The sequence below is a fragment of the Mesorhizobium sp. B2-5-13 genome (genome assembly GCF_006440535.1).
Taxonomy (GTDB): Bacteria; Pseudomonadota; Alphaproteobacteria; order Rhizobiales; family Rhizobiaceae; genus Mesorhizobium; species Mesorhizobium salmacidum.
The window spans coordinates 1-21,791 of sequence record NZ_VFUI01000017.1; the positions used below are offsets into that span (position 1 = coordinate 1).

The 21,791-nt window shown below is 61.6% G+C and carries 24 protein-coding genes and 1 pseudogene; 13 read left to right on the top strand and 12 right to left on the bottom strand.

Features of this window, described 5'->3' with window-relative positions; all coding sequences use genetic code 11:
* Positions 1–1,506 precede the first annotated feature (1,506 nt).
* The 9 genes from FJ434_RS22825 (at position 1,507) to FJ434_RS22865 (ending at position 7,208) form a co-directional block, all read left to right on the top strand.
* On the top strand, positions 1,507–1,869 hold the full coding sequence (locus tag FJ434_RS22825) for a hypothetical protein (RefSeq protein ID WP_140750663.1): 363 nt from the start codon (positions 1,507–1,509) through the stop codon (positions 1,867–1,869).
* A 10-nt stretch (positions 1,870–1,879) separates the two neighbouring features.
* Positions 1,880–2,236, top strand: coding sequence for a helix-turn-helix transcriptional regulator (locus FJ434_RS22830; RefSeq protein ID WP_140750665.1), 357 nt, complete (start codon positions 1,880–1,882; stop codon positions 2,234–2,236).
* The gene (locus FJ434_RS22835) at positions 2,229–2,783 is read left to right on the top strand and encodes an ImmA/IrrE family metallo-endopeptidase (protein WP_140750667.1); all 555 of its coding nucleotides are present in this window, start codon (positions 2,229–2,231) and stop codon (positions 2,781–2,783) included. The genes FJ434_RS22830 and FJ434_RS22835 overlap by 8 nt, the downstream gene beginning before the upstream one ends.
* A 25-nt stretch (positions 2,784–2,808) precedes the next feature.
* The gene (locus tag FJ434_RS22840) at positions 2,809–3,246 is read left to right on the top strand and encodes a hypothetical protein (RefSeq protein ID WP_140750669.1); all 438 of its coding nucleotides are present in this window, start codon (positions 2,809–2,811) and stop codon (positions 3,244–3,246) included.
* Entirely contained in the window at positions 3,243–3,896 is a 654-nt protein-coding gene (locus FJ434_RS22845) for a C1 family peptidase (protein WP_181166027.1), read from the top strand. The genes FJ434_RS22840 and FJ434_RS22845 overlap by 4 nt, the downstream gene beginning before the upstream one ends.
* Positions 3,896–4,711 (top strand): hypothetical protein, encoded by an 816-nt coding sequence (locus tag FJ434_RS22850; RefSeq protein WP_140750672.1) that lies wholly within the window; start codon positions 3,896–3,898, stop codon positions 4,709–4,711. The genes FJ434_RS22845 and FJ434_RS22850 overlap by 1 nt, the downstream gene beginning before the upstream one ends.
* A complete protein-coding gene (locus FJ434_RS22855; RefSeq protein WP_140750674.1) occupies positions 4,708–5,289 on the top strand; it encodes a hypothetical protein in 582 nt (193 codons plus the stop codon). The genes FJ434_RS22850 and FJ434_RS22855 overlap by 4 nt, the downstream gene beginning before the upstream one ends.
* Positions 5,290–5,291: 2 nt before the next feature.
* Positions 5,292–6,116, top strand: coding sequence for a deoxycytidine triphosphate deaminase (locus FJ434_RS22860; protein ID WP_140750676.1), 825 nt, complete (start codon positions 5,292–5,294; stop codon positions 6,114–6,116).
* Between the two features lie 75 nt (positions 6,117–6,191).
* Positions 6,192–7,208 carry a nucleotide kinase domain-containing protein gene (locus FJ434_RS22865; protein ID WP_181166028.1) on the top strand — a complete coding sequence of 339 codons (1,017 nt, stop codon included), beginning with the start codon at positions 6,192–6,194 and terminating at the stop codon, positions 7,206–7,208.
* Between the two features lie 14 nt (positions 7,209–7,222).
* Here FJ434_RS22865 and FJ434_RS22870 read toward each other — a convergent pair.
* The 5 genes and pseudogenes from FJ434_RS22870 to FJ434_RS22890 all read right to left on the bottom strand — a co-directional run.
* Positions 7,223–7,496, bottom strand: a pseudogene (locus FJ434_RS22870) (glutathione S-transferase N-terminal domain-containing protein); the annotation flags it as partial.
* Between the two features lie 172 nt (positions 7,497–7,668).
* Positions 7,669–7,914, bottom strand: a complete 246-nt coding sequence (locus FJ434_RS22875; RefSeq protein WP_140509248.1) for a MoaD/ThiS family protein — start codon at positions 7,912–7,914, stop codon at positions 7,669–7,671.
* Between the two features lie 18 nt (positions 7,915–7,932).
* Positions 7,933–10,197: a xanthine dehydrogenase family protein molybdopterin-binding subunit gene (locus FJ434_RS22880; protein WP_140750678.1), complete on the bottom strand. Its 2,265-nt coding sequence runs from the start codon at positions 10,195–10,197 to the stop codon at positions 7,933–7,935.
* A 1-nt stretch (position 10,198) separates the two neighbouring features.
* The gene (locus FJ434_RS22885; protein ID WP_140509251.1) at positions 10,199–10,675 is read right to left on the bottom strand and encodes a (2Fe-2S)-binding protein; all 477 of its coding nucleotides are present in this window, start codon (positions 10,673–10,675) and stop codon (positions 10,199–10,201) included.
* Positions 10,675–11,535, bottom strand: coding sequence for a xanthine dehydrogenase family protein subunit M (locus FJ434_RS22890; protein WP_140509253.1), 861 nt, complete (start codon positions 11,533–11,535; stop codon positions 10,675–10,677). The genes FJ434_RS22885 and FJ434_RS22890 overlap by 1 nt, the downstream gene beginning before the upstream one ends.
* 213 nt (positions 11,536–11,748) lie before the next feature.
* Here FJ434_RS22890 and FJ434_RS22895 point away from each other — a divergent pair, with 213 nt between their 5' ends.
* From FJ434_RS22895 to FJ434_RS22905, 3 genes are all read left to right on the top strand, one after another.
* Entirely contained in the window at positions 11,749–12,204 is a 456-nt protein-coding gene (locus tag FJ434_RS22895) for a hypothetical protein (RefSeq protein ID WP_140509255.1), read from the top strand.
* 108 nt (positions 12,205–12,312) lie between these two features.
* Complete coding sequence (locus FJ434_RS22900) at positions 12,313–13,461, top strand: amidohydrolase (RefSeq protein ID WP_140509257.1); 1,149 nt, start codon at positions 12,313–12,315, stop codon at positions 13,459–13,461.
* A 129-nt stretch (positions 13,462–13,590) separates the two neighbouring features.
* On the top strand, positions 13,591–14,211 hold the full coding sequence (locus FJ434_RS22905) for an FMN-binding negative transcriptional regulator (RefSeq protein WP_140750680.1): 621 nt from the start codon (positions 13,591–13,593) through the stop codon (positions 14,209–14,211).
* A 12-nt stretch (positions 14,212–14,223) separates the two neighbouring features.
* Here FJ434_RS22905 and FJ434_RS22910 read toward each other — a convergent pair whose 3' ends face one another.
* The gene (locus FJ434_RS22910) at positions 14,224–15,120 is read right to left on the bottom strand and encodes a sigma-70 family RNA polymerase sigma factor (RefSeq protein WP_140750682.1); all 897 of its coding nucleotides are present in this window, start codon (positions 15,118–15,120) and stop codon (positions 14,224–14,226) included.
* Positions 15,117–15,875 (bottom strand): SDR family oxidoreductase, encoded by a 759-nt coding sequence (locus FJ434_RS22915; protein WP_140750684.1) that lies wholly within the window; start codon positions 15,873–15,875, stop codon positions 15,117–15,119. The genes FJ434_RS22910 and FJ434_RS22915 overlap by 4 nt, the downstream gene beginning before the upstream one ends.
* Before the next feature lie 245 nt (positions 15,876–16,120).
* Here FJ434_RS22915 and FJ434_RS22920 point away from each other — a divergent pair, with 245 nt between their 5' ends.
* Positions 16,121–17,143 (top strand): aminopeptidase, encoded by a 1,023-nt coding sequence (locus tag FJ434_RS22920; protein WP_140750686.1) that lies wholly within the window; start codon positions 16,121–16,123, stop codon positions 17,141–17,143.
* A 64-nt stretch (positions 17,144–17,207) separates the two neighbouring features.
* On the opposite strand, the gene FJ434_RS22925 is transcribed toward FJ434_RS22920, so the two are convergent.
* From FJ434_RS22925 to FJ434_RS22945, 5 genes are all read right to left on the bottom strand, one after another.
* A complete protein-coding gene (locus FJ434_RS22925) occupies positions 17,208–17,792 on the bottom strand; it encodes a GNAT family N-acetyltransferase (RefSeq protein ID WP_246678331.1) in 585 nt (194 codons plus the stop codon).
* Positions 17,793–17,888: 96 nt separating this feature from the next.
* Positions 17,889–18,593 carry a hypothetical protein gene (locus tag FJ434_RS22930; protein ID WP_140717435.1) on the bottom strand — a complete coding sequence of 235 codons (705 nt, stop codon included), beginning with the start codon at positions 18,591–18,593 and terminating at the stop codon, positions 17,889–17,891.
* A 33-nt stretch (positions 18,594–18,626) separates the two neighbouring features.
* Entirely contained in the window at positions 18,627–19,808 is a 1,182-nt protein-coding gene (locus tag FJ434_RS22935) for a hypothetical protein (RefSeq protein WP_181166029.1), read from the bottom strand.
* 79 nt (positions 19,809–19,887) lie between these two features.
* Positions 19,888–20,610 (bottom strand): TfuA-like protein, encoded by a 723-nt coding sequence (locus FJ434_RS22940; protein ID WP_140750690.1) that lies wholly within the window; start codon positions 20,608–20,610, stop codon positions 19,888–19,890.
* 5 nt (positions 20,611–20,615) lie between these two features.
* Entirely contained in the window at positions 20,616–21,770 is a 1,155-nt protein-coding gene (locus FJ434_RS22945) for a YcaO-like family protein (RefSeq protein ID WP_140750692.1), read from the bottom strand.
* Positions 21,771–21,791: the final 21 nt, after the last annotated feature.

Consider the following 21,791-nt stretch of genomic DNA (forward strand, 5'->3'; position numbering starts at 1 on the left):
ATCAGGCGGTGGCTGGGTTGGTGTATGGGCGGGCAAAGGTGGCGGGAATGGTTGGGGCGTAGGGCAAGGCCGGGAACGCGGGAACGGTTTCGGTCCGGATTGCGTCGGACCGAAGTTCGCGACCGGGATTCGCACTTTGCTGGCTCCGTGGTCGACGCGGGGCGTTTCCGCGTACGCTTGGGCGATCGGCACCACGGCAAGGCCGCATGATTAGGTCCTTTGAGGCGCAAGCTGCGAGGTCGGTGCACTAGAAAGGCCCGATCCGCCACCAGCCGGTGCCGAACGAACGGATGGCCCAGCGCTGCCGCCAGGAAGCAGACACGCTTGCGGCCTTGGCGGAGAAGGTCGCGGTGCTTGCGGGGTAGGCGGAACTGCTGCGGTCGATGCTGGAGGGGTGGCAGGGGAATGCGATGTTGGCGGCAAGCGCGAGGTTGAGGAAGGGATTGGCGCGGGCGACATAAGGGAGAGGCAGACGTTTTTGCTGTGAGGGTGGGGGGAGACACAACTCAGGATCGAAGTGCCCGGGCGGGCGACCGAACGGCGAGCACTGCAGACAAGGCACGTGTCTACCCGATCATTCGCCCCGCCACGCGGACGCCGAAAACTGCGTTACCGATTCCGGCCTAAGCTGACTTGCAAAGTGGATTTAAATAAACCTCGCTATCTGCTAGCTCATAACCGTTGCGTTGAAAGAGGTGAGCAAATAGCAATCAGTAAAACGCTTTGAGGTGCGTCGTCTTCCTGGAAAGTTTCAACTTGACACGAAAGCCGAAGCACGCAGTTCCTGAATACCTTGAATTCCTGCGCCGCCAAGCGGCGGACAGTATATAATTGCCAAGCGATCGTGGCGTGTGACATCGCCAAGTTCAATGTTGTTGACAGTGTTGACTTTAGGAGATTCCTTTCGTCCAGATGATAACCGATCAGGCACGCGAATTGGCTCACATGTCGCTTACGACGTATTCTAAAGCACCCTCGAAAAATTCGAGATCAAAGTGGCGAGTGTCGCCGACGTTTATCAAGCCTGCTTACCCACTGAGGCCCAGATTATGAAGATCATGGGACTGGGCAGCGACCTTGTGAATGTTAGACGGATACGGCACTCGTTGGACCACCTCGGTCGACCTTGGGTGAACAAAATCCTTTCGCCAGCCGAGTTGGGCAGAGCACCGTCTTGGGACAACGCAGAATATGTCGCTAAGCTGTTCGCCGCCAAAGAAGCATGCTCGAAGGCCCTAGGGACCGGTATGACCGCAGGGGTGCAATGGACCTGCATCGAAATCGAATTGCCGGGGACGGCACGTCTTTCGAAAGGCGCACTGCGTCGCATGAACGCTATCGCCGGTAGAGGTCAGCAAGGCCTTATTGTTATTGACACTTTTTGCAAGGACGGCGTAGCCGGCGCGACCGCAATCTTCTTTGGAGCCGCTCTCTGATTTCGACGAGAGTTGACTTTTCTAACGAAAACGCCATAGTTATGTTCGATTTTCGAACACGAGGTATGCCATGGACGTAGCCATCGATGATCTCGGGAAGACCTTCGACGCAAAAAAGCCGGAGCTTGTTGAGCGTCTTAAACAGTGGTTCGACAACGAAACCACTTCAATCGACGACCTTATCTCTACATCCGCTCCAAGTGGCACTGGAGGGTCGGTCGTCTCTGCGAGGCCTGCCATTGATTCCAAGCGCGTTGTGGACACTACTGTGATCACGGAAGAGATCCTTGGCATTGAGTTGCCGCCAGAGATCATCAAGCCGGGTGGCTACAACGACTTCCAAGAAATGGTCGACCATTTGGTGCCATTGCTTCGGCGGGTCTACACGAAGGATTTGAAGGTCAAGAAGCCGCTCGTGAAGGCTGCAGCGTAAGGGGGATGACATGGCAGACGAACGGGATCGATGGCAGGAGATTGGCGAACGCCTGCGCAAAGCTCGAGAATATCAGGAACTGAAGCAGGAGGACGCCGCTGACGCGCTCGGCATACCGCGCTCGGCGATCTCGCAGATCGAGAACGGCCGACGAAAGGTTGATGCCGTAGAACTAGCTAATTTCGCTCGGCTGTATGGACAAGCGATCGAGTACCTAACCGGAGAGGCGACACCGGAGCAGATCCCCGCCACCGTCACGGCACTGGCCCGGGCTGCTAAGGACCTTTCTGACGCGGATCGCCAAGAGCTACTTCGCTTCGCTGAGTTCCTTCAAGCTCGACCAGCAAAGAGAACGGACAATGGCTAGATCGCCGACGTCCGCGGCAAGGCTATGGGCAGTTGCGGAAGCAAAGCGCGTTCATCGGGCTTTGGATCTGGAGAAGCGGGCGACGGAGACGGGCGGACAGGTCGACATATTCGAGGCCGTCGCCGAACTCGACATCGCGCTGATTTTCAAGCCACTTGAGTCCGCGTTGGGGTTCTGTCTGCCCACGCCCTTGCGCGGCATCATGGTTACGACGCAGCGCAGTTTGCACATCCAACGGTTCACAGCCGCCCACGAGTTGGGACACGTAATCCTCGACCACAAGGGTAGCATCGACAAGGAGCAGCAAATCCTTGCTCGCGATCCCTTCTCGGGATCGAAGGGCGATATCCAGGAAATCCAAGCAGAAGCATTCGCCGCAGAGTTCCTCCTGCCGCGCTGGCTTTATATTTACCATGCCAAAGCGCAGGAATGGGGCACTGGTCATCTCCGTAATCCGGACGGTCTACCAGCTGTCGTTACGCATGGGCGCGAGCTACACCGCTACCTGCTGGGGTCTCGCTGGCCATCAACTCCTAAGTCGCGCTGACGTAGAGATTCTCCGCAAGACCAAGGTGACACAGCTCAAGACGTCCGCAGGCAAAACATTCAAACCAGAAAACTCCTGGTCGGACGTCTGGCGCTTCACGCGCAAAGACTCTGGTTCAAAGGTCAGTGGCAATCCCGACGATCTTCTTCGCTTCGATCTCGATGAGATGGTGGCCAGTGGACATTATTGGGATCTCAGCGACCTCGACCGCGCTGGCTACAAGGTTTTGGCTGATGAGTCAGATTTCTCCCGTGAGCCGCTTGTGTATGGCTCACCAGCCATACGCAGCGTGATCGCCAGACCGCCTGGTCGCGGCTCTGCTGATATTCGTCTTCATGAACGTCAAGTAGCCGACAGCGAAGGTGACGATGAGGTCGACTTCCAGCTTCGGGTCGTGCTGGACGGTAGGGAAGATAAGGGCCTGTCGAGGACCGAATTGCGACGCCGAGGTATCCAGCGGTGATCGCAACAAAGGTCGACTTTCGTTCAGACCTGCCACCGGCAGAAAGGCAAGGGCGACGAACCTGCTGCCTCGCATTCGCAACTTCGAGTGCCCATGAGCACTCGCGTGGGGACGGAAGGTCGCTGTCGATCGAGTATCTCTACTTCCAGTCAGTTGGCCGCTCGCCCGGCGCGAACCCTGACATGGGTGTAGCGATGGGGGCGGTTGCCTCCGCCATTCAGGATGACGGTCAACCATTGGAGGCGATCTGGCCCTATCAACAGGTCCAGCTGTACGCGCCCGACTGGATGCCACCTGACAATCTCGGTCAGCTGTTTCATGCAGACGCTGATGTCGGCAAACTTGAGGCAAAGAAGATTTGCGAGCACCTCGATCAGGAACGTGTTGTCGTTTTGGGGTTGGTCATCACCGAGGGTTTTAGGACCCCAGACCAAAGCGGACGTATCAACGTATCAGCAACTGATCCGGAGCGTGGTGGTCACGCCGTCCTCGCCGTTGGATACGGGTACGACCAGAACGGCGATCTCTACGTGCTGATAAGAAACAGCTGGGGCACAGCCTGGGGGCTGAAAGGCCACGCCTGGGTTTCTAAGGCTTACCTGGACGCGCAACTCTACGAAACAGCTGTCATTTTTAAGCGAGAGCAATGATGCAACTGATCAAGGGCACAAGCACACCCGAAGTCTGGCTGGCAGCCTGCGAGTATCTGAGACCGCTGCCGGAGCATGAGGACTTCGACGTATTCCTTCACATCACCGATCCATCGCCTCTTTCCAAAGCGGATGCCAAAGTCCTGGGTGGCGTCGACGACTTCCTCGTCGGACACGGTGGGGTTTCGGTCAACACTGTAGCCGAAACGATTTTTCCGCTGCAGGACTACCTTCGAGGCGGCAAGGACGCGGTCTTCGAAACCTATCCAGAGCGGATGGCGAGGATTCACGCGGTGCGAACCGACAGGCAGTGGGGCAATTATGCCATGCGCATCCTCCGTCAGAAGGATCGAGACGGGACCATATATAATCCGCTGAAGGATCTTCTGAAAAAGATCCAAGGGCATGGACAGTACAAAGCCACCTTTGAGCTCGGGCTGGGCAATGCGATGGAGGTTTACGAGGCGTTTGGCGACGACATTGCCATCTACGATGGGGCGGCCGATCGCCGCCCCTTGTACGGACACCTGCCCTGCCTAATGCATCTCAGCATCAAGTTGGACCACGGTAAGGTTCGACTAAACGCTACCTATCGCGCCCATTATTACGTCCAGCGCCTGCTTGGAAATCTGGTCGGCCTTGCCCGCCTACAGTATTTCTTGGCCCACGAGGCGGGGCAAGAGATTGGCCCGCTCACGATTAATTCGACCTATGCCAAACTGGACACCGGCGCTGGTGGCAGATGGAATCTAGGCGATATCGATGCGCTGCTGGCGACAAGTCGGCAGATTTACACGATTAAGGAGGCAGCATGACCACGCTTGCGCGCAAGAGTTCGTTCTCGGTCGCCGATTTCGTCTACGAATTACAGCTTGAGCAGCTGCGCCATGACGAAACGTTTCACAAGGATGTGGTGATCCTACCGTTGGCGGAGCGGGTGAAACACATGGCGCTGCACAACGCCAAATATGTTGGCTACTTTTTCGAGGCTGCCGATGCGGATCGCTTCGCGGCGGTTCTCACGGATGCCTTCATCATCACGCTCGCCACAGCCAACACGATCAACCAAGACCTCGGCGAGGCTGTTGCAGACGAGTGGGCTTCGATTTCCGGTCTTGATGAAGTGCCGATTCGCTTACCTAAGAGTCAGAGCACATTCATCCGATCGTTCGCCATTTCTACGGGACTTCTCGCAAAGGCGTGCGAATCCTGGGACCATCTGGAAATGGCCCCTTTCAACACAATGATGCGCGAAAGCAACCTAGACTTATTTAGGCTCGTGGTTGGATACGCGGCCGAATTGAAGCTGGGTCTCATCGAGCGTTATCGCAATCGGCTAAGGTTTATCGAGCGCCGTTCGATCTTCCATCGGACCTTGGCGGCAGGTGGTTGAAGATGTTCTGGGGCAACGACGAGCTGAAGCGCCGCCTTGATGATCTCATCGAACCCTACGAACCAAAGCTCCTGGACAGGGCCACCTATCGGCTGACGATCGGGGCAGAGATTTACGTCTCCCCCACAGGCGTCGGCAGTGACACGAAGCTGAAGACAAAGAAGCTTCTCAGCCCTGGCGAGCACTTCCAGATCCCCGCAGGCCAGTTCGCCCTGCTTATCACCGAGGAGATCGTCTATGTACCAGAGGATGCACTAGCGTTCATTTCGATACGAGCCCGCTACAAGTTCCAAGGGCTTGTCAATGTCTCCGGGTTCCATGTTGACCCGGGGTTTCGTGGGCGCCTGATTTTCTCAGTCTTCAACGCCGGGCCGAGTTCAGTCCACCTTTTCCGTGGCGAAGATTGCTTCCACATATGGTTTGCAGACCTGCGCGATCAGATACCGATGGGCGACAAGATCGGCTACAAAGACATTCCACCTGATCTGGTGAAGCATATTGCGGACGGTATCCAGTCGCTTTCCGGCCTTGAGATCAAGATCAACGAAACCGATAAGAGGATTTCCGATCAGCTGGTGGCAGTCGAAAAGCAGCAAGCAATTATTTGGTGGCTGGGAACGCTGCTCCTGGGCATCGGCATTACCCTGACGGTCAGCCAGTTCACAAAATCGCCGCCGTCGGCTACTCCCTCGGTCACGGTGGTAACTAGTCCGACAGCGCCTGCTGCATCGGTGGACCCAGCCGCGCCCGCAGCACCAGCCGCAACGCCGACAGCGCCAACAGTGGCACAACCCGCGACACCTGGAGGCCAGCCCCCAGCGCCTTAGCCCATCTACGTCGTTAGTGCTTTCGCCGGGTGACCTGAAGGGCTAGGAAGGACCGGTCTTGCCACGAGCACTCGAATGAAATTTTCACCAGTTATGGACAGCTACTGGCGCTTTGCCCATGAGCGCCAACAGGTTTACTTCAAGCGCCTGCAGGATCCGATCGGTCCATGGACCAACGACCCGATTATTGGCCAGTATCGCTTCACCAATGCCTATCGCGCGGCAGATCGCGTAAGCCAGTACCTAATCCGTCACGTCCAGTACAACGATGCCCGATCGCAAAGCGTCGAGGAGCTCTTTTTCCGCACCTTGCTGTTCAAAATCTTCAACAAGATCGAAACGTGGGAGTCCCTCGAGAGGATCGTCGGACCACTGTCCTGGGCCAGCACCTCACTTGAGAAGATATCCAATGCTTTGGACCGGATGATGGCTGGCGGCCAGCCGGTTTACTCTGCAGCCTACATCATGCCGGCACCGAAATTAGGCTCGGTGAGAAAGCACGCCAACCATATCGCCTTGCTCAAGATGATGATGGAGGAAGGCTTGCCAGCCCGGGTCGCTAAGGCCCGAAGCCTCCGCGAAGTCTTTGACCTCCTTGTCCCTTACCCCGGCCTCGGCCGCTTCCTTGCGTTTCAGTACGCCATCGACCTGAACTACTCGTCCATGCTGGACTTTGACGAATCCACCTTCGTCGTCGCTGGGCCTGGCGCACTCGATGGCATAGCCAAGTGCTTCCTCGACACGGGCGGGCTGTCTGCTGAAGACATCATATACGAGGTGACTGACAGCCAAGCTGGAGCATTCGCGCGGCTTGGATTACATTTTGCTGGCTTGGGTGCTCGGCCGCTGCAGCCGATTGACTGCCAGAATCTTTTTTGCGAGATTTCCAAGTATGCTCGGGTGGCGCATCCCGAAGTTGCCGGCGTCTCGGGGCGAACCCGCATAAAGCAGCACTATCGCGCGAGCCTTCGAGCACCCGGCCCCCCCTTCTTTCCGCCCCGATGGAAGATCGAACTGCCGGCGGCGGGAGATAGCATGCGTTTATCAACGCAACTATCGTTGGCATTGTCGCTGAATAACCTATCCGCGTAAATTCGCATCGCCCGCAACAGGCCCCCATGGCGCTCCGCGACATGGAGCACGATCGCCCCCCGACTCGAACAAAGCGAGCTCGCCTTCCTCATAGGTCGGGATTTGACCGAAGAGGTGAAGCGCGCGATGCGCCGGCTGCTTCATCGCTTCGAACGAGACCAGGCGAACCCCGTAAGGCTGCCCCACTTCTTCGAGCGTCGAGCGAACGGGCATGTCACGCGCCAGTCCCTGGCCGCCATCAGGCGACCGTTCAAAGACGGTGATGGTGGGAAGCGTCTTGTCGGTCATGGCTGCCCCTCTGATAGCGCGCTATCCCCAGGAGCGATCGAAACCAGACCGGCCCGACGACACGCCGGCAAAAGTCGATGAGATTTCCGCGCTCCATGATCGCCAATTCGATCTCGGCCACTCAGACGTCTGAGACCCTAGGCTAAGCAATGGAGGTGAGCCGGTCGCCCCCTCACCCCCCCGCCAGCCGCGGCAGCAGAAAAATCTCCGCCCCCGGCGGCAGCTCCTTGCTCCACGTATCCCGATAAATCGTCCCGTCGATCGCCACGGCTATGCCGCGGTCGATCCATGGCTCCAGGCCGGGATACTGTTCAGCCAGTTTCCTGAACAGTTCCCTGATGTCCTTGGCCTCGACCTCGACCTTGCTCTTGCCTCCGGCGGTCGTGGCCAGCGCGCCCCAGAGCGTGACTTCGACCATCAGAACCTCATCTGGCCCTCAGCCTTCCCGTTCCGCCTCGATCGCCGCCAGGATGCGGGGCGGCGACATTGGGATGTGGGTCATGCGCACGCCGGCTGCGTTCGACACCGCGTTGGCGATCGCCGCCAGCGGCGGCACGATCGAGGTTTCGCCGACGCCGCGCACGCCATAGGGGTGGTTGGGGTTGGGGATTTCCAGGATCTGCGTGTCGATCATCGGCAGGTCGGAGCAGACCGGGATGCGGTAGTCGAGGAAGCCGGCGTTCTGCAGCCGGCCGTCCTTGCCGTAAATATACTCCTCGTTGAGCGCCCAGCCGATGCCTTGCGCCGCACCGCCCTGGTACTGGCCCTCGACATAGGTCGGGTGCACCGCCTTGCCGGCATCCTGCACCACCGTGTAGCGGATCACCCTGGTCGAACCCGTCTCGGGATCGACCTCGACGTCGCATATATGGGTGGCGAAGGAGACGCCGGCGCCGTCGGCGACGAGCTCGCTGTGGCCGGCGATCGGCCCGCCGGTCTTGCCAGACTGCGCCGCGATCTCCTTCAGCGACAGCTTGCCGAGATTGCCGTGCTTCTCGCCCCTGGCGACCGCGTGGCCCTGTTCCCAGATCACGTCATCGACCGAAATGTCCCACATCTGCGCGGCGCGCTCGCGCAGGATTTTTATCGCGTTGCGGGCGGCCGAGATCGTCGCCATCGAGGACGAGAAGGTGCCCCGGCTGCCGTCGGTCATGTCGTTGTAGCCGAGGCTCGACGTGTCGGCGACGATGGCCTTGACCTGCTCATAGGCGATGCCGAGCTCCTCCGCCGCCACCAGCGACAGCGAGGCGCGGGAGCCGCCGACGTCGACCGTGCCGACGGCGAGCGAGACCGAGCCGTCCATGCCGATGTTCAAATCGGTGCAGGTCTGGCCGCCGAAATTGAACCAGAAGCCGCAGGCCATGCCGCGCCCCTGATTTGCTTTAAGCGGCGCCTTCATGTGCGCATGGTTCTTCACCGCTTCCAGCGTCGGGCCGATGCCGATCGGGCCGTAGACCGGGCCGTAGGACGACCGCGTGCCTTCCTGGGCGGCGTTCCTGATGCGGAACTCGACCGGATCCATGCCGAGCTCCTTGGCGAGCTCGTCGACGGTGCTTTCCACCGCGAAGGCCGCCATCGGGGCCGACGGCGCGCGATAGGCGGCGGTCTTCGGCCGGTTGACCAGCACTTCGAAGCCCACGGTCTTGACGTTGTCTAGACGATAGCAGGCGAACGCCGTCATGGCGCCGATCTCGGCCCAGGTGCCGGCATAGGGGCCGCTGGTGTAGCGCAGCGTCGCTTCGGCCGCCGTGATGGTGCCGTCCTTGCGGGCGCCGATCTTGACGTCGATCGAGGTGGCGCTGGTTGGCCCTGAGGCGCGGAACACCTCGTCGCGGGTCATCACCAGCTTCACCGGGCGTCCGGCCTTGCGCGACAGTGCGAGCGCCACCGGCTCGGCCCAGACATGGGTCTTGCCGCCGAAACCGCCGCCGATCTCGGACGAGGTGACGCGCAGCTTCGAGGCTTCCATGCCGAGCAGCTGCGCGCAGTGCTGGCGATAGACGAAATGACCCTGCGTACAGACCCACAGGTCCGCCGTGCCGTCGGCGCTGACATTGGCCACGCAGGCATGCGGCTCGATATAGCCCTGGTGCGTCTGCTCGGTCTTGAACGAGCGCTCGACGATGAAATCGGCCTGCCCGAAGCCCTGATGGACATCGCCATGGCCGAACTGCGAGCGCTTGGTGACGTTGGAGGGCTTGACCGGCTTTTCCTCCAGCCCCTCTGTGAAGATCGTGTCGTTGATCAGCGGGGCGTGGTGCGCCATCGCCTCGTCGACATCGGTGACATGCGGCAGCACCTCGTAGTCGACCTCGATCAGCTTCAGCGCTTTCTTCGCCGTATGGGCATCGATCGCGGCGACCGCGGCCACCGCATGGCCGTCATAGAGCGCCTTGGTGCGCGCCATGCAATTGTCGAGGATGTCGTACATGGCGGCATCGCCGTCGGTGAGGTCAGGCAGGTCGGCGGCGGTGATGACCGCCTTGACGCCGGCAAGCGCTTCCGCCTTCGAGGTGTAGATCTTCCTGATCTTGGCATGCGCGTGCGGGCTGCGCAGCACGCGGCCGACCAGCTGGCCGGCCATGTTGAAGTCGGCGCCGTAGCGGGCGCGGCCGGTCACCTTGTCGACACCGTCGGGACGGATCGGGCGCGTGCCGACGGATGCGAATTTACGCCCCGAAAATCGCGGATCGAAATTCATCTCAGGCTCCCTTCATAACGATTGCCGCGTCCTGGACGGCGCGCACGATCTTGTCATAGCCGGTGCAGCGGCAGAGATTGCCGGCCAGGCCGAAGCGGATTTCCTCCTCGGTCGGGTCGGGGTTTTTGGCGAGCAGGTCCTTGGCCGCGATCAGGAAGCCGGGCGTGCAGATGCCGCATTGCAGGGCGGCGTGCTCCAAAAACTTCTGCTGCAGCGGGTGCAGCGTATCGCCATGCGCCATGCCCTCGACGGTCTCGATGCGGCGGCCTTCCGCTTCCGCGCCGAGCACCAGGCAGGAACACACCAGCCGGTCGTCGACGATGACGCTGCAGGCGCCGCAATCGCCGGTGCCGCAGCCTTCCTTGGCGCCGGTCAACCCGAGCCGGTCGCGCAGCACGTCGAGCAGCGTCTCGTCGGGCTGGCAGAGATATTCGACGCTGTCGCCGTTGATTGTGGTTGAAACAGCTACACCAGCCATCATTTGCCTCCTGCGCGTGCATAGGCGGTCTGTGCGGCTCTCCTCGCCAGCACGCCCGCAACCTTGCGTCTGAATTCGATTGTGCCTCGCTTGTCGTCGATGGGCCGGCAGGCCCCGGCGCAGACCTTGGCCAGCCGCTCTAGCGCTGCCTCGTCGAGCTTGCGGCCGATCAGGGCCTGCGCCCCTTCTTCCACCAAAAGCACGGTCGGCGCGGCGGCGCCGATCGCCACGCGGGCCGCCGTCACGACGCCGGCTGCGTCCACCGTCAGGTTCACGCCGGCGCTGACCACGGCGATGTCCATCTCGGTGCGCGGAATGAACCTGAGATACGCATCGGCCGAGCGTGGCGCGCGCTTGTCGAGCAGGATCGCCTCGATGATCTCACCCTTGGCGAGCGATGTCCGGCCCGGCGCGGTCGGCACCGTCTCCACGGCAATGGTGCGCTTGCCCGACGGGCCGACGACCACGGCCTTGGCGCCAGCCGCCACCAGCGCCGGCACGCTGTCGGCCGCCGGCGAGGCATTGCACAGATTGCCAACAATGGTGCAGCGTCCCTGCACCTGCTTGGAGCCGATCAGCTTCGCCGCTTCGACGACGCCAGGCCACGCCTTCTTGAGCGCGGCGTTCTCGCCGAGCACGGCGCAGGGCACGGCGGCCCCGATGCTGAAGCCGTCGGCGGTTTCCCTGATGTCGCGCAAGCCGGCGATCGACTTGATGTCGATGATCAGCTCGGGTTCGACAAAGCCGCCCTTCATCCTCACCAGCAGGTCACTGCCTCCGGCAAGAATGGCGGCCGGACCGGCCGACCCGGCCAGTTGGCCGACGGCATCTTCGATTGAAAGCGGACGTATGTAGCGCATCGTCTCCCCTTGGTATCGCGATTTCAGCGACCGTTATAAACAATCGTCTCATAATGACCATCCGTTTCCCGGGCCGAGGCGATTGGGCCAGGTGCGGCAAAATGCGGTCCACCTCACCTGAAGCCCGCCCAGGGAAGCGCAGGTGCAGGGCCGCATTAAGGCTTGACCGGATGATGCCGCGCGTCAATCCTCTGTCCCAGGGGAGGAGTTTCCATGCCACGTCTCTTGGCTGCGCTTTGCGCCGTGATTCTGGCCTCGCCGGCGGGCGCCGCGACGCTCTACTACGGCTCACGGGTCGGGATGGAGCTCACCATCGTCAAAAAGTCAGGGATCGGCTCCACGCACGCCGGCATCCTGGCCAGACACGACAGGCGGAAGGCGCGCGTCTACTGCCGTGAATATGGCCACGATTTCACCGAGGAGTGCATCGACGCGGAAATGAAGGCGCCGCTGCACTTCGAAATCACCGCCAACTGCAAGACCGGCGAGTTCACCACCTTCTATGGCGCCAAGATGCTGTTCCAGGGCCGCAACAAGGGCACCGATGTTACGACCGATTACCGGATCACCGCCGTAGACGAGAACGTGGTGCTGGATGGCTCCGGCGCCTCGGGCTACGACTACACACTCGACCAGTTCAAGGCGCTCTGCCCCAACCGCGTGCGGTAGCCGATCCACAAGGGAGTGCCGTGTCTGGCCCGCCGAAGCCTGGGAGTTGGACCGTGGCAGGCACGGCCGTTTATCGCTAGCACAGGACTGCAGTGGAGGCGAAAAACCATGACCCTGACCAATCGCGACATTGTCGAACTGACCGAGTGGCGGCGCAAGCTGCACCGCCAGCCGGAAATCTCGAACGAGGAGGAGAAGACGGCGGACGAGGTCGTCGCCTTTCTCGCCGACACCGGGCCGGACAAGGTGCTGACCGGCCTCGGCGGTCACGGCGTCGCCGCCATCTACGACAGCGGCAAAAACGGACCGACCGTCCTGTTTCGGTCCGAACTCGATGCGCTGCCGATCGAGGAACTGTCCGGCGTGCCGCATTCATCGCAAGTGCCGGGCAAGTCGCATATGTGCGGCCATGACGGACACACCGCGATCCTGGCCTCGCTTGGCCGCCAGTTCGGCCGCGAGCGGCCGGCCAGCGGCCGCGTCGTGCTGATGTTCCAGCCGGCGGAGGAAACCGGCAATGGCGCGGCCGGCGTCGTCGCCGATCCCCGCTTTGGCGAGATCGCGCCCGATTTCGCCTTCTCGCTGCACAACCTGCCCGGCGTGCCGTTCGGCGAGGTCAGGCTCAAGCCCGGCGTGGTCAACTGCGCCTCGCGCGGCATGCGCATCGTGCTGGAGGGCAAGACCGCGCATTCCTCCATGCCCGAGACCGGAACTTCGCCCATGCCGGCGATCTCAGAGCTGATGCCGGCTTTGCCCGCGCTCGGCCGCGCGACCTTCGCCGATGATGATTTCTCCATGATCACCGTCACGCATGCGCGAATGGGCGAGGCGGTGTTCGGCATCGCGCCTGCTTACGCCGAGGTCTGGGCGACGCTGCGCACCCGCCGCGACGAGCGCATGGCGGACCTCTGTGCGGCCACTGAGGCGCTGGTCAAGGAGATCGCCGGCCGGCACGGCCTCTCCGCCAGCTGGGACTATCACGAGATCTTCGTCGCCAGCGTCAACGCACCCGATGCGGTCGAGCATCTGCGGCGCGCCCTCGACGAAGAGAGCGTCGCGCATGGCGAGGAAGCCCTGCCGATGCGCGCCTCGGAGGATTTCGGCCTGTTCGGCCACAGCGCCTCGTCGGCGATGTTCTTCCTCGGTGCCGGCGAACGCCACCCCGCGCTGCACAATCCCGATTATGACTTTCCCGACGACCTGATCCCGATCGGCTCGAGGATCTTCATGCGCACGGCGCGCAACCTGCTCGGCTGATTTCAGCGCAACCCGGCCAGCACCGCGGCTCCGTCCCGGATCAACTGGACATCTGGACTCTTCGAAACTGGGACATTTCCAACGGGCCGAATTGTGTGGCATCTGTCAGGCCAACGCAAGGAGTTCAAAATGTACACGCCGCCCGCCTTCCGCGACGACGACAAGGACAGCCTCATGGCGACGATCCGCGCCGCGCGGCTGGCCAACCTCGTCACCGCCACGGCGGACGGGCCGCTCGCCACTCCCCTGCCCCTCTTTCTCGACGAAACCGAGGGCGAGCATGGCGTCATCCATGGCCATCTGGCCAGGGCCAACCCGCAGTGGCGTATTCCTTCGATCGGCGACGGGCTCGCCATCTTCATGGGGCCGGACGCCTATGTGACGCCGGCCTGGTACGCGACCAAGCAGGAAACCGGCAAGGTCGTGCCGACCTGGAACTACGCCGCCGTCCACGCCTATGGGCCGGTCGAGTTCTTCGACGATGCGGACAGGCTGCTGGAGGTCGTCACCCGGCTGACGAACCTGCATGAAGGGGCGCGCGCCGCGCCCTGGGCGGTGTCGGACGCGCCGCCCGACTTCATCCAGTCGCAGCTTCGCGGCATTGTCGGCCTGCGCATGCCGGTCGTGAGGCTCGAAGGCAAGCGCAAGATGAGCCAGAACCGCAACGCCGCCGACCGCGCCGGCGTGGCCTCCGGGCTTGCCGCGAGCGAGCGTCCGTCCGACCGCGAGGTCTCCGCCCTCATCCCGTGAAGGCACGACGTCTTACCTTGCCAGCACCAGTTCCGCGTCGTCGAGAACGTACCGGACATAACGGTAGTCGCGAATGAAGCTGATCCGGCCGTGGCGGCATTCCAGCCACATGAAATGGCTGGGTTTCGCGTCGGCCCGGTTTTCGAACACCGCGATCACCTCGCGGCCCTCGACCCATGCCGGCCTGAGCCACAAGCCGTCGCTCTTGGCATAGATGGTGAAGAACATGCCGACGTCGGCGGCCCCCGCGCGCGGCTTGTGCGTGGACTGATGGAGCCTCACATCGTCGGCCAGCAGTGCGCGCAAGCCGTCCCAGTCGCGTCGGTTGAACAGATTGACGTAACGCAGGATGGCCGCCGATGCGATGCGCTGATCGGGGAGCGGATTGGCCTCGGCGTTGATCCGCCGAAGCCGGGCGCGGCCGCGCGCCAGATGCGCCTTCACCGCATCGACGGTGATGCCGAGCAGGGCGGCGATGTCGGCCAGCGGCTCGTCGAGCACATCCCTGAGGACGACGACGCTGCGTTGCGGCACCGGAAGCTCGGCGAAGCGCGACACGGCGGTTTGCACGGCTTGCCCGCGCATCAGCACCTCCACTGGGTCGGCTTCGTCGGCTATCTCGAGCGCCGCCTCGATAGGCTCGGCAACGCGGATCGCGCGGCTGCGCAACAGGTCAAGCGCGCGGTTGTGGGCGATCCGGAACAGCCAGGGCCTGAGCCGAGGCACTTCACACAATTCCTCCAGGGCAACGACGGCGCGCGCGAACGTGTCCTGCACGACATCCTCGCCGTCGATGACCGAGCCCATCAGGCGCGAACAATAGCGGTGCAGCTCCGGCCGCAAGGCGGCGGCAAGGGCAAGCAGCCCTTCCTGCCGGTCGTGCTCCACCGCTGGCTTTCCGTCGCTCAAGGACCCGCGCTCTCCATGATGGTCACCCCCGCGTCGCCGCTGAGGCCGAAGACGACGCCCTCGCCATATTGCGGGTCTTCCAGCAGCGAGACCACCCTGTCGCCGAAAGCCCGGGGCGGCATTGGCGCGCCGAAGCGGGTGACGAATTGTTCCGGCGTGATGCCCATCGAGCCGGCATAAGCGCCGGCGGCCGCGTCGCCGATGCCGGTGTCGAGGATCATCTGCCGCGGCAGGATCGCCTGGAAGCGGATGCCGAGGCCTTTCTCCCGCGCCACGCCATTGGCGTATTTGGCCATGAACCAGAGCATGCGCTTGGCGCCACCATAGCCGCCCGACATTTGCGACCCGGTGACGGCCGCACCGCTCGACCCGACCAGCACCCGGCTGCCCGCCCCGAGCGGCAGGTTCAGCGCCGCCTGCAGCCAGTAGAGCCCGGCCTTGACATCGGTTTCCCAGGCGATGGAGAAGTCCTCCCACTTCAACTGGTCCAACCGCCCCATCCGGGGCGTGGCACCGGCGTTGAGCACCAGTATGTCAGGGCGGACCTCGCCGAGAATGCGATAGGCGGCGCCCTCGTCCGTGACATCGGCCGCGATGGTGGCGACCCCAAGCCGCGCGCCTACCGCCCGCAGCGCCTCGACGCCGCGCGCGACCACGGTCACGCTGGCACCTTGCTCGACAAGCGCTTCGACCAATCCGAGGCCAAGCCCCCGGCTGCCGCCGGTGACCACGATTTTCTTATCCTTGAGGCTCATTTGACCCTGCTCCAGTGTTTCACTGTAGCTAAGACGGTTCAGGATCGAGAAAAGAGTCAGCGATGGGCGAGATTTGTCGTCAGCCAGAAATCAGGTCGACAGTCCGCGCCGCTGCTCGCTATGGATCTTGACGAAAATTGGTACGCGGGTTTGGACATTGGGGCGCGACATGTGCTCCCATGGGCAGGTGACGAAGCGGTGGGGATGAAGTGAAGCGCGTTTTTCGATTGTTCGCGGCGGCGGTCATGGCGTCCGCGCTGAGCGGTTGCACCAGCATTTCCTACTACGCGCAATCGCTGGAGGGCCATGTCCGGATCATGGCCGCGCGCCAGGACGTCGGAAAGCTGATCCAGGCCCCTTCGACTTCAGAGGCATTGCGCGCCAAGCTGACGTCGGCGAGCGCCATAAGGCGGTTCGCCACGGATGAGCTGGCACTGCCTGAAAACAACAGCTACCGCAGCTATGTCGACATCCACCGGGACGCCGTGACCTGGGCCGTTTTTGCCGCCCCGCGATTCTCGCTTACGCCCAAGACATGGTGCTTTCCGGTTTTCGGCTGCGTTCCCTACCGGGGATACTTCGATCGGAAATCCGCGACGGAAAGCGCCATGGCACTTCATGGACAGGGGCTGGACGTCTATGTCACCGGCATCACCGCCTATTCCACGCTGGGCTGGTCCAGTGACCCGCTGCTCAGCACCATGCTGCGTCAGGACGACACCTATCTGGCGAGCCTTGTCTTTCATGAACTGGCGCATCAGCGCCTCTATGTGAACGGCGATTCCGCATTCAATGAGGCTTTCGCGGTTTCCGTCGAAACCACCGGCACAAGAAAATGGCTCCGCGCCGCCGGCGATCGCGCCGGATTGCGCCGCTACGAAGCCGACCGCAAACGCAGCGCCGATTTTCTCGGACTGGTGTCGAAAACGCGCGACGAGTTGAGGCAGGTCTATGAAAGCTCCCGCACGCCGGATGAGATGGCGGTGGCCAAGGCAGCCACGCTCGACAGCCTGCGGACACGCTACCGGCAAATGCGCGACAGACGCTGGGCCGGATACCGGGGATACGACGCCTGGTTCAACGCCCCGATCAACAATGCAAAGCTCGCCGCGACTTCTGTCTACGGCGAACAGGTTCCGGCGTTTCTTCGCCTGTTCGACCTGTGCTCCGGCGATTATCCGAGGTTCTACGCTTCCGTTCGAAGGATCGCGAATTTGCCCGAACCTGCCCGTGCCGAAGCGCTTAAGGCTGCGACTTCGTGTGATTGACTTGAACAAGCACGGGGGATTTTTGGCGTGCTCAGATGTCGGCTGGGGCCGCAAGCGGATGGCCCTAAGCCTGGCTCGCCAAGAGTGACGTTCCGTCGTCTGCGTCGAGCGCAAAACGCTCGCAGTGCTCGCCGTCGGACTCATCGACGAAGCTTTCGATATGTTTGAAGCCGAGCTTCGCCAAGATCCGCAGCGACGCGACATTGCGTGCCGCCGCCTCGGCCGTCACCTGGTCGAGCGCCAGGGTCTCGAAGGCGTAGCGAACCACCTCGCGTGCCGCCTCGGAGCCCAGCCCCTGCCCCCAATGCGCACGCCCCAGCACAAATCCCAATGCGGCTGTCTTGGGGTCGTTCGCGCCGAAGGACAGGGTTATCGTCCCGATCGCGTCTGACACGCCTGCCTGGTCCATCGACCATTTGATCGCCCTGCCGTCGGCGAACCGCTGACGCGCAAGGGCGAGCCATCGCTTGCCCGCGCTGATGTCGTCGGCAACCGGATCGCCTGCAAGGGAGGCGGATTCGACATCGCTCGCGCGCGCGAACCATGCCGGGATATCCTGCTCGCCCGGCGCCCGAAGCACGAGCCTTGCCGTGGTGAGCCTGGGAACTGCCTCCATGGAGGGCAATGGACCGCCGTCTCTGAGTTCCATCCCCAGCCCCGTGCAGCTTCAGCCGATCCGACTCATGGCAAACCTGCTAGGCAGGCGAGCCTTCTTGCCTTCAACCTTGACAGGGAACATGAGAGACTATTCGCTCAGCTTTCCGCCGCGGTGTCCCATCGTCATCTTGGATGCGTACATCGTCGGTGCACGCTTGCCTGGCAGGTTCGCCTCGAGAACGATCTGCTCGACAAACCCTTGGTTCATTTCGAATTCCACGCATTCGTCAAGCTTATCGACAATCCAGAGCATATATTTCTCCGAGCCATGCTTATTAAATTTCTTATCATACCCGCAATCGTCGAGAGGTATCATTTGAGGGAGAACTGGGAGAAGCATGATCTTCGGTTTTGGAAGATCAAAGCAATGCCCCTCATACGAATACCCGACGATAATTCCAGATGACAGTACTTTTCCGCTCTTATATGCCTCATCGAATGACACCACCGTAGAAATCACGATAAATCCGATATTTCGCACGGCTAAGGAAATCTGAGTCGCGTAGCCAAACCCATCGGGAAATCCGTTGATTCTTCGATTTGCAATCAAGTTAAGAAATTCTTCCTTTGTAAGTTTTGAATCACCCAATTGCGTCAAAAATTGCTCATTTTGACTTATATCATCCGATTGTGATCGAACTGATATTGCGAAGTCTGAGCTCTCAAGGTTTTTTGGATGATTGGGGTAAACAAGATCTCCGCCGCCTGGGGCGATACCGTAAAGCCTGACCTGTGTCGCGTTGTAAGCGCCCGATGGAAACGTCAATGTCGGTCGGTGATAGTCGTCGCTCATTTTCCTCGCTCCCTTTTGTTGCAATCGATCAGTTCATAGAATCTCTCGCCATCTGAAGTTTTCTTCAAACTTTTCCGCAAGCGCGGGCGCCAGCCGGTCGCTGACATCGACCAGCGTGTCAGCGGCATTCTCGAAGGTCAGGTCATCCGCATCGAGGCGCGGCCATGCCTGAGCAAGTGCGAGGGCCACTTCGTCCCTAGCTCTGATCAGCATGCTTTTGAACATGAAGGGCCGAGCGCGAAAGGCGCGGGACGTGAAATCCGAGATGCGCTGCATGTCGGACTGGTCGACATCCTTGATATCGATCCCCAGCAGCCGCTCGTCGGCCAACCCCTCGTGCACCAACGCTGCGTGGTAGACGTCGACGATCGTGTCGAACACAGCTCCCGTGAACGGCCGTGACCTGTCATGGATTTCCGCCGTCACCTCCGACATGCGGCGTGCGTTGCTGGCGAGGCGGATCTGCCGATCGCCAGTCAGTTCGGCAATCCGGTTCAATTCATTTAGAACAAGCAGGTTGCCATCGCAGTGCCGCAGCAGCCGGTCCATGCCGCTGTCGAAGTTCAGGAAGGACAAGAGCGAGACCAGATCCGAGCTGGCTTCGTGGAACGGCCCGAAATCGCCTTGAGTCAGGCCGCCGACTGGTGTCCCAAACAGCGAAAACAAGATTGCGTGGCCGACCTCATGTGCGATCACGTCAAAGTTGAGCGCATAGGGATAGTTGCCTCCGTCGATGCCGCGCTCTCGGCCGAGTTCCAGATAGCCATAGCCCGATTGCGCATTCTCCCAGTCGACGAAGGGGATGATTTCGAGCCGCTCGTACGTCTCGGCAAAATACCAGACAATCGGTTTGCCGAGGTAGCTTTCCCAGATGTCCAGCACGCGGCTGACCGAGGCGAAAGCGTGCGCGGAAAGGAACTGCCTCGATGTCAGGGAAAGCTGATCGAAATGGCCGTCAAAGCCAGCCTCCGCGGGCGGAAAGATTTCGCCGACAAAGGGTGGCAGATAAGGGTAGTCGTAAGGCTCCTTGTCGAGGAGCGGATCGCGAACGTAGATGCGGTGATCTTCCGGGCCGGGGCGGATCAGATCCGGTGGAGTAGAAATCCATACTGTTTCGGGTGTTCCGTAACCCGAAAGGTGAGGGACCTGCGCGTAGACCAGGAACCGCGTTCCCAACGCAGGATCTTGCGCAACGACACGATCGACCGCGTCCAATTGCTTGGCCCCCTCTGACGCTATCACCCTATCACGGCCCTTACGTTGCGTAAATCGTCGACCGCCAAGAGGTCAGGGCCTATAGCGCCAGCCCCGCCTCATCCATATCCTTGGAGAAGGCCGAGGTTAGCTGCAATTCCGGCATGGGGCGTGCTTTTTCAAATGCTTGCTCCCGCAAAAGTTCGAGCGCCCGCATGGCGTCTTGCTTTTTCTGCTGGACGAAAGCCGCGCCGAGTTCCCTGCACAAATTCTCGACGTCGTCCTTGCCGTCGTGCGCATCCCGAACCATCCGTGCCAGGGTGCGCTCGCGAAAGTTGACGGCCTGCGCCGCCCCCTCGAGTCTCGCCTGCTGTTCGGGTGAAATCACACCGCGCCGGCAAGAGGCGCGAACGGTCCGGCGCAGGTCAATCAGCGCATGCGTCAATTGAGCGAAATTCACCTCGGCTGGTCCGTGCAATACCGCTACCGCGTCGTCGGGTGCAAAGGCGAAGCGGCGATACCATCGGTAGATAAGCCCGACGCCTTGCATATGGGGGAACAGCTCGGCCGCTCGAAGGGCACCCATGCTGGCCGCGCCGACGACATGAATGCCGCGGCTGAGGGCCCACAGGATTTCCTTGTGCCGAACCGCGGGCTCGGCCTGAAAACCGCCGTCTATTACAAGGATCGCACTCGGGTCGAAATGCTGCACGGCCGACACGATCGAGCCTTGCACGGCCGGGGGAAGGCATACCGCATCGACGACCTTCAATGCGTCGGCATGGGACACGGTAGGGCCGGTGAAGACGAGCTTCGGGCGCATGGTCCCTACCCCTGTAAGAGCGGCTGCAAGGCAGGGATGACGATCCTGACAACCGACAGGGTGTCGAGCGGTTTCGTTGGCACCCGGATTAGGTGAACCGCATCGAACCCCCTCTCTTCGAGAATTGCCAAGAGGACCGACAGCCCGTCCGACGCCGTGTTGAATTTGTGCTCGGCGAGCGCGCGGAAGTCCACGCTGCGCGGGCCATCGCGGAGGAGCCGGCGATGCGCCGCGATCATCCGCCGATCGGGGTATTTCGGATAGAACGCGCGCGTCAGGTCATCGCGCGCGCCCGAGATCGCCGCCAGACGGGCCTGGGCCGCTTCGTGGATGGCGTGCGTCGCGGCGCCGGCGGGACTGAAACCGGCAGCCGAACCATCAGCCGGATGATCTAAAAGGACCATTTCCGTCGGTTCGTCCTCCAGCAAATGGCACCACACCACCGGTATGCCCAACGGCGACAAAGCTTGCCAAAGGCCGACCAGCACGTTCTTGGCCGCCAAGGTTTCCAGGAGATCGCGGAGCGACGGATCATCGATCGTCTCGGTATCGATGCGTTGACGGTGGAAAAACCCGTGGGTCCGGTATGCCGTGGCGATCGCGTCGCGTTCGATGCATTCAAGCATGCCATGAACGATGGCATCGGGCTCCTCGAAGCCCGCGGCCAAACCGCTCGTCGATGCCGCGAAAATGCCGTCATGGGGCAGTGACGGCAACACATAGGCGGTGTGCACGAGCTCGAAAGGGACTAGGTCGCGGCTGCCGGTAAGAAGATTGTCCGCGGCTACCCACGCCGTCTCCCTGCCGCGCCATCCGGGCGCGGTGCCACCCTGGAGATGCCTTTCGAAACGATCGGGCGGGATGCCCAACAGATCGGCGCGGCCGACGACTGTGTCGAAATTCGCCACCTGCTCCGCAAAGAAGCTCTCGGCCGATTCCAGCATGGCCGATATCGCGGCTTGCGCCAGGGTGGCGCCCTTCCCTTGCGCGACCGCGTTGGAGAGCGAGAAAGGTCTTGTCACTTGCACGACCGGGATGCCGAGTTGGTCGAGCCCGGTAATGTCGGCGATCCGCGTGATGCCCAAGCCTTCGCGCATCTTCATCAGTCTCGCCAGCGCCTCATCGGGCGGCGGACCCAGGCGTTCATATCGCTCCAGCATCGCGGATACTCTTGCAGGGCC